The 12,961-nt window shown below is 45.2% G+C and carries 8 protein-coding genes and 1 riboswitch; of the genes, 6 read left to right on the forward strand and 2 right to left on the reverse strand.

Going from position 1 to position 12,961, the window contains the following annotated elements:
• Positions 1 to 52 precede the first annotated feature (52 nt).
• The gene (locus tag NIASO_RS01900) at positions 53 to 1,894 is read left to right on the forward strand and encodes a carbon starvation CstA family protein (protein ID WP_008583974.1); all 1,842 of its coding nucleotides are present in this window, start codon (positions 53 to 55) and stop codon (positions 1,892 to 1,894) included.
• On the opposite strand, the gene NIASO_RS01905 is transcribed toward NIASO_RS01900, so the two are convergent.
• Together NIASO_RS01905 and NIASO_RS01910 are read right to left on the reverse strand one after the other, a co-directional pair.
• Complete coding sequence (locus tag NIASO_RS01905; protein WP_008583971.1) at positions 1,858 to 3,846, reverse strand: cytochrome-c peroxidase; 1,989 nt, start codon at positions 3,844 to 3,846, stop codon at positions 1,858 to 1,860. The two genes, NIASO_RS01900 and NIASO_RS01905, sit on opposite strands and share 37 nt — an antisense overlap.
• 25 nt (positions 3,847 to 3,871) lie before the next feature.
• On the reverse strand, positions 3,872 to 5,218 hold the full coding sequence (locus NIASO_RS01910) for an alkaline phosphatase family protein (protein ID WP_008583969.1): 1,347 nt from the start codon (positions 5,216 to 5,218) through the stop codon (positions 3,872 to 3,874).
• 621 nt (positions 5,219 to 5,839) lie between these two features.
• On the opposite strand from NIASO_RS01910, the gene NIASO_RS01915 reads away from it, so the two are divergent.
• The 5 genes from NIASO_RS01915 to NIASO_RS01935 all read left to right on the forward strand — a co-directional run bounded on the left by NIASO_RS01915 (position 5,840) and on the right by NIASO_RS01935 (position 12,938).
• Positions 5,840 to 8,674, forward strand: a complete 2,835-nt coding sequence (locus tag NIASO_RS01915; protein WP_008583967.1) for a glycosyl hydrolase — start codon at positions 5,840 to 5,842, stop codon at positions 8,672 to 8,674.
• Positions 8,675 to 9,125: 451 nt separating this feature from the next.
• Positions 9,126 to 10,025, forward strand: a complete 900-nt coding sequence (locus NIASO_RS01920) for an alpha/beta fold hydrolase (RefSeq protein WP_008583965.1) — start codon at positions 9,126 to 9,128, stop codon at positions 10,023 to 10,025.
• 39 nt (positions 10,026 to 10,064) lie between these two features.
• Positions 10,065 to 11,177, forward strand: coding sequence for a class I SAM-dependent methyltransferase (locus NIASO_RS01925; protein ID WP_008583963.1), 1,113 nt, complete (start codon positions 10,065 to 10,067; stop codon positions 11,175 to 11,177).
• 150 nt (positions 11,178 to 11,327) lie between these two features.
• Positions 11,328 to 11,432, forward strand: a riboswitch (TPP riboswitch).
• A 43-nt stretch (positions 11,433 to 11,475) separates the two neighbouring features.
• The gene (locus tag NIASO_RS01930) at positions 11,476 to 11,823 is read left to right on the forward strand and encodes a hypothetical protein (protein ID WP_008583962.1); all 348 of its coding nucleotides are present in this window, start codon (positions 11,476 to 11,478) and stop codon (positions 11,821 to 11,823) included.
• Positions 11,824 to 12,164: 341 nt separating this feature from the next.
• Positions 12,165 to 12,938: a mechanosensitive ion channel family protein gene (locus NIASO_RS01935; protein ID WP_008583961.1), complete on the forward strand. Its 774-nt coding sequence runs from the start codon at positions 12,165 to 12,167 to the stop codon at positions 12,936 to 12,938.
• Positions 12,939 to 12,961: the final 23 nt, after the last annotated feature.

The raw sequence follows: 12,961 nt of genomic DNA on the forward strand, positions 1-12,961 counted from the left end.
GCCTTCTATTCAATAATAAAAGTGGTGAAAGCTTTTTAAACTATCAAGCGATATGGAATTTCTGAATGGAGTAAATGCGCTCACCTTAATTTTTGCGGGGTTGCTGCTGTTTGCGATAGCGTACCGGTTCTATGGTATTTTTATTGCGCAAAAAGTGCTGCACATCAATGCAAAAAATACCACACCCGCTTATGAGTTCTCCAATGGTAAAGACTATGTGCCAACAAACAAAAATGTACTTTTCGGACACCATTTTGCAGCCATTGCGGCGGCAGGGCCGCTGGTAGGGCCGGTGTTGGCAGCCCAGTTCGGATACCTGCCCGGAACGCTTTGGATCCTGATCGGCTGCGTGCTGGCGGGCGGGGTGCATGATATGGTGGTGCTTTTTGCTTCGGTGAGACATAAAGGCGAGAGCCTGGCCTCCATTGCAGGTAAAGAGATTGGCAAAACCACCGGCCTGATCGCAGGTATTGCCATTTTGTTTATCCTGATTCTGACATTAGCGGGTCTTTCCCTTGCCTGTATCAGCGCCATGTATGAGGCGCCCTGGTCTTTGTTTACGGTGATTTCCACATTGCCCATTGCCGTCATTATGGGGCTTATTATGCGGTATAAAAAAAACAGCATCACAATGGCCAGTATTTTGGGCGGGGTATTGCTGATTGCGGCAATCGTGGGCGGGCACCGACTGATGGAATTTAAAGAAATAGGAGAGCTGTTTCACTGGAAGATGGGAACGATTGTAGTAGCCATCACCATCTATGGGTTCCTGGCATCTGTGCTGCCGGTATGGCTGTTGCTGGTGCCGAGGGATTATTTATCAACCTATTTGAAAATAGGGACGATCATTATGCTCACCGTTGGGGTGGTGATCATTCATCCGGATCTGCAAATGCCGGCGCTCACGAAGTTTATACATGGCGGCGGACCTATTATAGGTGGTCCTGTATTGCCCTTTATATTTATTGTAATTGCCTGTGGAGCCATTTCGGGTTTTCATGCGGTGATTGCCACGGGAACCACACCAAAGATGCTGGGTAATGAAAAAGAGATCCTTTTTGTAGGATATGGGGCAATGCTGGTGGAGGGTTTTGTGGCACTGATGGCGCTGATAGCAGCATGTACCCTAATGCCCGGCGACTACTTTGGCATCAATACACCAAAGGAATTGTACCAGGATTTTATCCTGCAAAACCCAGGGCTTGTTACCGTAGACCTAAATCATATCGGTGCTAAAATAGGTGTAGACCTGATGGGAAGAACGGGCGGCGCGGTGTCGCTGGCGGTGGGAATGGCCCATATTTTTGACAAGATCCCATTTATGGATGATGTAATGGCCTATTGGTACAATTTCGCCATCATGTTTGAGGCGGTATTTATTTTAACGGCTATTGATGCGGGAACAAGAGTCGGCCGTTTTTTTCTGCAGGAGATGATGGGTACTGTTTTTCCAAGGTTCAGGGATAAAGACTGGCTGCCGGGGATCATCATCACCAGTTTTATTTTTACGCTGTCCTGGGGCTACCTGGTTTACACCGGGAACATCAGTTCGATCTGGCCGCTGTTTGGGATCAGCAACCAACTGCTGGCCGCCTGCGGACTGATTGTTTGTACTACTATGCTGATCCGTCTGGACCGGAAGAAGTATGCGTTGTGTGCGGCCATTCCGGGGCTCTTTATGGCGGTTATTACTTTCTGGGCGGGTTATGAACAGATTGTATCAATCTATTTGCCCAAGGGACAATATTTGCTGGCTGTTCTGGCACTTACTGCCATGCTGCTGATGCTGATTGTTTTTTTAAATACGTTCAGAAGATGGCGGGTGTTATTGAGCCGCCAGACATTGGAGCTGGATTACTATGGCGATTGTGTAAAGGAAGTGATTGAAAGATAATAGCTGTTTCTTCTTTTGTTGTCACTACCTAAATAAAAAGAGATATTGAATGGTATGCTTAAAGAGTAATGGGTTTCAGCGGGAGGTGCTCCTGTTGCCGTTTGGGTTTTGCTTTCCAAACTCTTAACAAAAGCAATAATGTCTTCTTTTTCTTTTTCGGTCAGGTTCAGTTTCTCCTCAGGCAGTGTCTGGTTCGGAAGATTCATTCGCAGGCCCACGGCCCCGGCATTATTATAAAATTCCATTACCTGGTCTAAGGTCTGATATACGCCATTGTGCATATAGGGCGCTGTTCTTTGGATATTGCGGATGGTAGGGATTTTGAAGGCGTATTTGTAAGATTCAACGCCAATTACATCGTAATAACCTGCGTCCGGGTCCAGCGTGGAGTCTGTCAATGACCGGGGAACGCCCTGTACCTCTGTTTCGCTTGCGACATACTTAGGAGGCGTAACTCCGTTAAACAAGGGGATAAAATGACAGGTGCCACATTTGGCCTTTCCGGCGAACAAATTGAATCCGTTCAATTCTTGTTTTGTCAGCGCGTTGTCATTGCCGCGCATGTATGCATCAAACCTGCTGTTGAGCCGGGCAAGACTGCGCACATAAGAAGCAAGCGCATTGGTTACCTCGTCCGGCCGGATGCTGTTTCCTGTTTTAGCGGGAAATGCCTTTGCAAATAACGACTTGTATATTTTATTTGCGGAAACATACTGTACGACCCGCTCCATCGAACCGTCCATCTCCGCTTTGTTGGTGATGACATCGCGGGTCTGATCCTCCAGTGTCAACGCCCGCATATCGTAGAAATAATTTGACTGAAAGGCAGCGTTGAGTAGGGTGGGTACGTTTCTTTTTAGCAGTTTTGTGCCATCGTGAATATCCGTATTTTTAACCAGGCCGTCCGTAAACGCCAGATCAGGGCGGTGACAGGAAGCGCAACTTCTCGTGCCGGTGCCGGATAAGGAAGCGTCATAAAAAAGTTTTTCCCCCAGCGCTGCTTTAGCTTCAGTAGTATGAAATTCAGGTCCGGGAATAAAAGCATCAACGTTGAAAGCATCCGTATCGAAGAGGGTCTTTGCTTCCTGGCGCAGCAATCTGTTGTATTTGATTTTCTGACCGGGCAGGTCTTGTTCCAACTGCGCTATGCCGGTACTGATCTTGTTGGCGAAACGGGTAATAAATACAGCTCTGTTGAAGGAGGCAAAATCAGGATGGTGCTGCAGATAATTAATGGCGGTATCAAGGTGCTGTAATAAGGTTGCTTTTTTATTTTTACCCGTGTAGTAGGAAAGTACTTCCTGCAGGCTTTTTAGGGATACAGCCGATTCTTCCATACTATTCAGGGAAAGTCCGTTGTCGAACCCGGTAATGCCTAAAGTGATGATCCTGAATACCTCTAACTTGGCAGCATCCAGAATGCGCCAGTCGGCAAGCTGGTGGTCTGAAAAATACGCGATCAGGTATTTTGTATTCGTTAGTAAATGCCTGACCTGGCTGATCAGTTGCTCTTTGTTGGCAGCATCATACCTGGGATAGATCAACGGTTCTATTACCTGCAAACCCATTGGATCAATAGCACGTGCCATTGAAGAGTCCAGCAGGTCTACGTTCTCGATCTCCTGCACGGGCGGCCCGTTTAACCGATCGGTCAGCTCCGCATTGAAATAGGCTGCCGCCCATTCAAATTCCTTGAACAGCAATCTTGATTTTAAGAAAGCACTGCGAACCATTAAAGTATCTGCCCGCGCTTTGCTGACTGCCAGCAAAAGACTGTCTTTTACATAGTCTCTAAAAGATACTATCTGGTTAAATACTTTTTCCCGGATTTTATGTTCACGCTGGCTATAGTGCGTTTGTACTGAATGACCGGGTATTGCATAAAAGGAGCTAAGGCCTGCAACAAATAATACGGTAAACAGTAGTACGACTATGCCCGTCTTCTTATACATACCTGTTTTACTCCGTTTTCGCGGGTTATTTGAATAGTAAGGCGTTCCGGAATGGGTTTGCATTTTTATCCCGCTCGGCTAATGGTTTTATTCCCCATCGATGCTCAATAAAGGAAAGAATGCTGACGGTTTCGTATTGCGTATGATCCACATGATTTTTTTTGGCAAACGGCCCGATCACAATTGCAGGAATACGGCTCCCGGGGCCCCATCTATCAATAACAGGAGGATTGACATGATCAAAAAAACCGCCAAATTCGTCGTAAGTCAGCACTATCAGGGCATCCTTTGCATTAGGGCCTTCTAATACGGCATTGATCAGATTCACCGCCAGTTGCTCGGAGGAGTAGACGGCAGATGCGCCCGGGTGCTCATCATTGCCGCCGCCGGGTTTCACAAAAGAGACAGAGGGGAGCGTACCCACTTTCGCAGCCGCAATAAAGTCGCTCTGATCTTTCATGTGCTTTCTGCCTTCAGTACCTTCCTGGTACCGGGTAAAATACAAAAAGGGTTCGTGGTTATAGGCAAAGTTATTTTTTCTCCCGGCTACTGCATCATCCCATCCTTCAGAATACCAGGCCCAGGATATATTCTTTTCACTAAGGCGGTCGCCGATAGTTATCATAGTCTGCGATGGCAATAGTTCGGAGGTATCTGACTTTGCAGGATAAGGTTTGTTCCTGGAAAGCACATGATTGACCGCATAGCCATCGGGAGTAACAATACCATCTTTTACCATTTTGCCATCGGCACCCATCTTCGCTATTAATTTTTCAGGGGCGTTCGGCCATACCGGCACGGCGGCTGAGATCAGGTAAACATGGTTAAAGTAGGAGCCGCCAAAGACGCTCTGAAAAAAGTTGTCGCACAAGGTATATTGTTTAGCCAGTGGATACAAAGGAAGTTTCTCCGTTGTATAATAACCCATTGCCAATCCTTTAGAGTCATTATATGCTGCAAATTTGTCCATCTTTCCACCGTCAATCTGTAGCTGATTGTGAAAAAAGCGGTGTGTTACATCGGGTGTTTTCTTGTCAGACGTAACGTACTGGTCAATGTTGAAGAGTTTGTTAGGCAGGTTAGTAGGGAAGGAGTTGTTTCTCGGAATTGCAGGGAGGTATTCATAAGGAATACCCTTTTCGTTAACTTGTATAAAATTTCCTTTCCGGGCATTCTTTAAGCCATTTGCTCCTTTGAACTCACCATACAGGTTATCAAAGCTGCGGTTTTCCATATAGACCACCACCAGGTGCTTGATCTTGCCAATGCCTTCATCAAAGGAAACTTCCTGTCGTTGGGCTTTTTTGCTGGTCCCACAACTACTGATCCCAAAAATGATTAAGAAGATTAAAAAAAAGCGTTGAGCAGACATTTAGTAATGTTTTTTAAAGATTTACTGATGTATTAAATGTATGGACGCCAATCGAAAGCGTTTATACGGGTTAAATATAAAATCATTCTCTCACTAAACCACAAATTTTAAAGAAAATTAAAGGGCCCACGAAAATAACTGGTGCTCTATTTTTTGCAGACGCCGGCTATACGGGTATAATACCGCTCATACAGGACTTGCAAATAGCTTGTACTTGACAACCATCGGCCGGGGTGCTTATTACCCGGGCGATGTACGGAAAGGAACTAAGCTTTGAGCGGGATGACGAGCATGCCTTTCGGGTATTGAGTGGGTTCCAGATAATTTCTCAACTTGTCATTTTTTTTGAATGTACATCTTTAATAGTATTAATTTTTGTTATTTTATTTTTTTAAAAATAACTTATATTCACTTTATTATTATTTAAAAAAAATTAAAAAATAGTACAGATACGGGACGGTGCGGAATAGTTATGTGGCCGGGCTGGATCAATTTCAGGCAGTATTAATGAGAAAACGATCCCCGCATTTGCAAGCCATGTCATTCGGTTGTAATTACAAATTTAGTGAAGAAGGTAACGGAGGGCTACCAGGATTTATTATGTACTTTAAATGATTATATATGAAACTTTCCAGAAAACAATTTGTTCGATTAAGCGCTCTTGCCCCCCTGGCATATACTTTTCCTTTTGATAAAACACCCGCTCAAACACGTAAGAATAATGAATTCGCAGATTTGTTCCGATTATTTCAGAACCCGCCACCACAGGCACGACCCTTTGTGCGCTGGTGGTGGAACGGCTGTCGTGTAACGGAGCCGGAAATCCTGCGGGAACTGGATGTGCTGAAGGCGATGGGCATCTCTGGTGTGGAAATCAATTCGATCGCTTTCCCTGAGGATAATGATGCCATGGGGTATAAACCGCTTACCTGGCTAAGTGATGAATGGTTGCAGGTACTGAAAGCTACCGTCACAGGCGCCCGGGAAAGAGGGCTCCTCTGCGATATCATTGTGGGGTCGGGCTGGCCTTTCGGAGGAGAGTTCCTGGAAAGACCGGAGCAAATAAAAATGGTGGCACTAGGAACAAGGAAACTGGCGGGCGGGCAGCGCTATACCCTTAAAAAAGAAGATCTGTTGGAAGAGTTGGCATTCATAAAAACATATGAGCAGGGAACTGCCGAGTTGTATGAAATACGGCTGGCCCCCGCTCATATGGCGGATTTCGATGCCGGCCGGTCGATAAAAATGGACGGAGAAAGTACAGTACTGGAAGTGCCGGAAGGAGATCATATCCTGTATTTCCTGGTAAAATTCACGGGGTATACGGCAGTAACCCACGGGGCGCCTGGTGCAGCGGGGCCGCTGCTGGATCACTATAACGGGCCTGCAGTAGAAAAATACCTGAACCGCATGTCCGATGCCATTAATGCGAAAGTGGGCGCTATGGGGGATTATTTCCGCGCGGTATTTATCGACAGCCTGGAACTGCGCGGATCGAACTGGTGCGATGATTTGCCGGCAGCATTCAAAAAGCGCCGCGGGTACGACCTGGCTCCTTACCTGCCTTACATATTATTTAAGATCAATAAAAAAAGCACGTATAATGGGGGGCAGGTTATCGGCGGGGATGACCTGGTGCAGTTTTCCACGGCCGTTCAGGAGGAAATAGATCGCGTACGGTATGATTTTGAAATAACCCGCCTGGAATTATTTGATGAGCGGTTTTTAAAAACCTTTACTGCCTGGTGCCGTAAGAATAAAGTGAAATCAAGAGTACAGGCCTATGGCCGCGAATATTATACGATAGAGTCGGCCATGCAGCTCGATATTCCCGAATGTGAAACCTGGCTGCGACCCGATGTGGGAACAGACTTTGAAGAGAATACCTTTAAAACAGGACGAGCTTACCGGCCCGTAAATAAGTTTGTGGCATCAGCCGCACACCTTACCGGTAAAAAAATAGTGAGCTGTGAGGAAATTACCAATACTTCAATGGTCTTTAATGCCACGCTGGAACGCATCAAGATCACCGGCGATCAAAGCAACCTTTCCGGTGTTACGCATTCCATTCTTCATGGCTTCAATTTCAGTCCAAAGGATATTCCGTTTCCCGGCTGGGTGCGCTATGGTACTTTTTTTAACGAAAGAAATACGTGGTGGCCTTATTTGAAACGTTGGGTCGATTACAAAGCCCGGCTGTCGGCTCTGTTTCAGGCAGCCGATATGCAGGCGGATATAGCAATACTATTTCCCGAAGCAGATATGTGGTCCCGTGTGGGGCTGCAGTATCAGCAGTATCCGCAAACAGTACAACCTGTCTATGCCAATAATGTTTGGGAAGCCATTCACCAAAATGGAGGCGGTTGTGATTATATTACCGAGTCCGTCTTAAACCGAAGTCACTTTAATAACCCGGGCTTACAATTTGGAAGCAGAAAGTACAAGCTGCTGCTGCTGTTGGAGGTAGCCTCAATTGCGCCTGCAACCGCTGCCTCCCTGGAACAATTTGTGAAAGCCGGCGGCCGTGTGATCTTTGTGGGTAAAGACCCTCATCAAACATATGGAAAGCTGCGGCACCAGCCAAAGGATGAAGCCGTGGCAACGGCCATTCAAAAACTTAAAAGGGATTATCCCCGGCAGGTAATTTCATACCCTGCACCTACTGCTGTTATTGGCCGTTGGTTTGAGAAAATGAAAAGAGACCTGTTGATCGATACGTTTGTAACATTTGACGGGCCTGTGGAACATGTAAGCCAGGTGTATTATAAATCAGGAGCGACCGATATCTTTTTTATCAGCAATTATCATCTTACCAAATCCTATACGGGTACCGCGGTTTTTCATGTCCCCGGCAAAACGGCCTGGTTATGGGATCCCGAAACGGGCAGGAAGTACAGGTATCCTACCAATGGCGCCGCAAACAGGTTATACTTACAGATGGATCCTGCGGCCTCCCTGCTGATTATTTTTACGGATGAAAAAGGTGGTGATTTGTTTGCTTTGAGAAAGCCATTTGGTATACAGCCACAGGAAATTACAGGCCCCTGGAGTTTAAAGCTCGAAAAAGTGTATGAAAGCCCTGCAACGCTGCAGTTGCCCCGATTGATCGATTTTAAAGAGGATGCGCAGCTCAAAAATTTCGCGGGCGTTATTCATTACGAGACCCGTTTTAAAGTTGTGGACCCAAAAGCCTTTCATTCGCTGGACCTGGGCGTTGTGCAGGGCATATCGGAAGTGACGCTCAATGGCAGTCCTATCGGTGTGCGTTGGTATGGCCGTCATATTTACACACTTGACGGTACGCTCAAAAAAGGAGAAAACCAGCTAAACGTAAAAATCACCACGGTTTTGGGCAACTATGCCCGGTCGCTGCAGAAAAATAAAGTAACAGAAAAATGGATGAAAGGGCAGCCGTTGTATTCCATGGGTATGTTGGGACCGGTGCGTTTGGGGTAAAAAGGAAATGGTATGAGGCTTTTATTATAGAGCGCTCCTGCGGTTTAGATCGAATAAAAATGATTTATTAAATATTCAGGTCAGATATCGCCCGCGCCTTTGTAACTTTTTTATTTGCGGGCCCCTGATCCGTTTTGCCGGTATGCCCCGGTTATTAAAAAAACACTGAATTTTAAAGAAGAAGATCCGGCGTTTACGGAAATGATCACCGCCTTTTTCCGGGATTTCTTTATGCTTACCTGCCGGTTCATATAACTGGAATGACAAAAACCCAGCCATTTTGCTACTGTTTTTTTAAAACACCATTGGGCAGCTTGTGTTGATCGTTTTCTTCAGTTGCGAAAAGAAATCCACACATTTATTATAAAGCAGTGCGATTGAACGAATAGGCGCGCTTATTGAGTATAAATATAGTATCAATTGGCCTTATACTTCTTTTAAAACTTTTTTTATGAGTTCAATTTTATATAAAGACGCTGTATTGAACGAGGATATATCCATCGCCTACAGTGATTATGGACACGGTCAGCCGGTGCTTCTTATTCATGGCTGGCCGTTGAGTAAGGAAATGTGGGAATATCAATTGCCGGATATCATCAGTAATGGTAACCGTGTTATTGCCTATGATCGCCGCGGTTTTGGCGACAGTAGTAAGCCGTGGGAAGGATATGGTTATGATTTACTGGCAGCGGATCTGAATCAGTTGATCGGGCAGTTGGATCTGAGAGATGTAATATTGGTCGGCTTTTCTATGGGAGGGGGAGAAATTGCGCGATACCTGAAAAAATATGGCCGAAGCCGGATTGCACGTGTGGTCTTGATCAGTTCCATCCTTCCGTTTCTCCAGAAAACTGCTGAAAATTCCTCTGGGGTTGAAGCGGATGTTTTTAAGGAGATGGTGTTAAAAATAAAAACAGACCGTATGTTGTTCCTGGAAGAATTTTTAAAGCAGTTTTTTGATGTATCTGTTCTTAACAGGCCCGTGAGCCACCCCATGCTCAATTACTATCTGGGCCTTGCATCAAAGGCGGCCATGCATGCCACGATCAGTTGTATTACCAGCTTTTCAGCAACAGACTTTAGCAATGATCTTGATGCCCTGGAGGAACTGCCACTCCTCCTGATACACGGTGATGAAGACCGGATTGTACCAAAGGAAGCGAGCACGGATCTGCTTGCAGGCACGGTTGCGCAGGCACAATATAGCGTGTATGCCGATGCCCCACATGGATTGTTTTATACGCATCGCGGACGACTGAACCGGGACCTGATTAATTTTATTAAAGGGATGCCCTACCAGAAGATGGATGAGGAATTGATGCCCCCTGTCATCCCGCCGTTTCTTTTCTAGATTAAACAACGAAAAAGATTCTTTGCCTTTACATCTGATATGGAACTTGCTGAGCTGATCATACAAAAAATCAAAAGTACAGGGCCTGTTAATTTTGAAGAATTTATGGAAATGTGCCTGTATTATCCGGGTCTTGGATATTACACGGCTGCACAGGACCGGATCGGGACTAATGGCGATTTTTATACCAGTGTTACCCTTACGCCTGCTTTTGGCATCTCTATAGCTAAGCAAATTGAGGAGATGTGGCACCATTTAGGTGAAGGGGTTTTTACCATAGTAGAGTATGGAGGCGGTGGTGGTGACCTGTGCCGGGCTATATTATCAGCGCTAAAAAACAACAAAGAGTTGTATGAACAACTACAATACCGCATCATTGAAAAATGCGGCATAAAGGACCGGGATAATAACAGGCGGCTGCATGAAAAAGTGACCTGGCATCATTGCATAGATGAATTTACAATGACAAAGGGCTGTATTTTATCCAATGAATTACTGGATAATTTTCCGGTTCACCAGGTGGTCATGGAAGATGAATTAATGGAAGTCTTCGTCGATTTTCAAAATGGCTTTGTTGAAACGACGCGTCCGGCCGGGCAACCACTTATAGATTATTTCCTGGAATTAAACATTGAACTTCCAAAGGGCTTTCGCGCAGAGATCAGCCTTCGGGTTATTTCCTGGATACAGGAACTGGCGAATGCAATGAAGCAGGGATACCTGATCACTATAGATTACGGATATACTTTAGCGGAATTTTATAAACCCCACAGAAGTCGGGGTACGCTGCTGGCGTATTACCAGCATTCCGTTTCCGATGATCTGTATAACCATATCGGGCAACAGGATATTACCGCGCACGTTAATTTTTCGGCCTTAAGCCATTGGGGCCGTAAAAATGGTTTAACCGATTGTGGTTTTACTGATCAATGTCATTTTCTTTTATCGCTGGGTGCTCCGGATATTATTAAAAGGATTATGGAGGAGAAAGCAGATGTAGTTACTGCTGCAAGAAAAGCTGCATTGTTGAACTATACGTTGTTGATGGATATGGGGTACAAATTTAAAGTATTGATCCAGGAAAAGGGCGGGTGCAATAAAGATCTTTGTGGGCTAAGCGTTTTACGGCCGGATACGAAAAAGCAGGGATGAGTTTTTTCAAAATATTTATAGTCGCAAATAATAAGCTTTGAATAAGGGAACAGGATTACACATTTCGTACAATAAAGTCCACAAAAAATAATAAGAAATAAGAGGGTGCCCTGCTTTTTATTTGGCATAATTATTTGAACTCTTTTTATAGATTTTCTACCGGGGTGTTAAAATGTATCGAAAGATATATACTGAGAAAAACCCGCTGAACCTGAACTGGATAATGCCAGCGCAGGAAGAAAAGAAATTTATTGTCCCCCGCAACGCGGGGGGCTTTTAGTTAAAAAACCTTGATAATATGAAAGAACAACCTTTTGAACGAGCAGCCCATGACCTGGTCGGTTATGCGGCGTTAGATCTAAAATACGGTATGAACGCATTCCTGGTGGCCGAATTTTTAACGTATAGTCCCGACCGGTTTACGCCGGTAAGTATTAAGATTTCATTTGGAAAAGAAGGCTTTGTTTTAACACTATATGCGCATGAAAAAGACAAGCCTGCCGTTGCAGATAAAAAGGAATTGCCGGTCAAAAAGTTTAAGAAAGTAATACAACCCGGAACATTTGCTGCCTATGTGGCCCATTTTGCAGTGGCGCTGCCCTGCAATGGGTTTAACCTGGAAGCAATGCGGGTAACAAACAAATAAAACGGACATATGATTAAACAGTGTAGTGTATGAAAGATAAACGTATCCGGATATTGGTTCCCGGCACTTTGATATTTCTGATGGTGTTTTATATACTGTTGTTTATTTTTTATCGCTGACTGTAATTTATCGCCTTTGAGGTACCTTTTCTACAGTTTGTGTTGCAATATTTACCTTTTTATAAAATAAACGGTCGGCTTCACCGATAAATACCGTTGTTTGCTCCGTCCGGCTTGCGGGAGAAAAAGATTGGCTTGTTGGTTGTTTTCTTTACAAAAGTGCTAGCATGAATTATACTGTTGATTATAAACCAGCTTAAATAGTTGCTAAAACAGACAATAATGAAAACGGAAGAATGGTTGCATCGGATGTATTCATGGATGATCACCCACCGGCCGGCAATATTGCTGGCGCTGGTGGTGTTGTTTGCGGGATTATGGCTGATACGGCTCTTTTCCGGCTATCTGGGCCGCATGATGCAGAAGAAGCAGATCGATCCTTCCCTGAAACCCTTTCTTCAAAGTATGGTGGTAATCCTGCTCCGGGTGCTGCTGCTGCTGGCGGTTATGCAAATTGCGGGTATTGCCATGACACTGTTTGCTGCACTGGTAGCGTCCTTTGGTGTGGCGGCGGGGTTGGCGCTTTCCGGTACCTTACAGAATTTTGCCAGCGGGGTGCTTATTCTTTTTTTAAAGCCGTTCCGGTCAGGTGACTCCATCGTTGCGCAGGGGCAGGAGGGTATAGTGACCGAGATCCGGATTTTTTATACTGTCGTTACTACTTTTGATAATCGCATCGTGGTGATCCCCAACAGCAAGCTATCAAACGAAGTGATCATCAATGTTAGTGCTTCGGGTAACCGCCGGCTGGACATTGAAATGAAGTTCCCTGATGGTATTGATTATGAACAGGTGAAACGGATTGTCGGCCAGGCAATTGAAGATTCCGGAGCTATTCTTCATGACCCGCCCAAACGGATGGGGATATCGTCCCTGGAACCCGATGGCTATAAGGTGATGCTGAACCTTTGGATCAATGCACATGGGTTTATTGATACCAAGTTTCAATTCCAGGAAAAGCTGCTCCAGCAACTGAAACAATCGGGGTTGCTGTAGCCAGCGGTTTGGCATACTGCGCC

This window comes from Niabella soli DSM 19437 (assembly GCF_000243115.2).
Classification (GTDB): Bacteria; Bacteroidota; Bacteroidia; order Chitinophagales; family Chitinophagaceae; genus Niabella; species Niabella soli.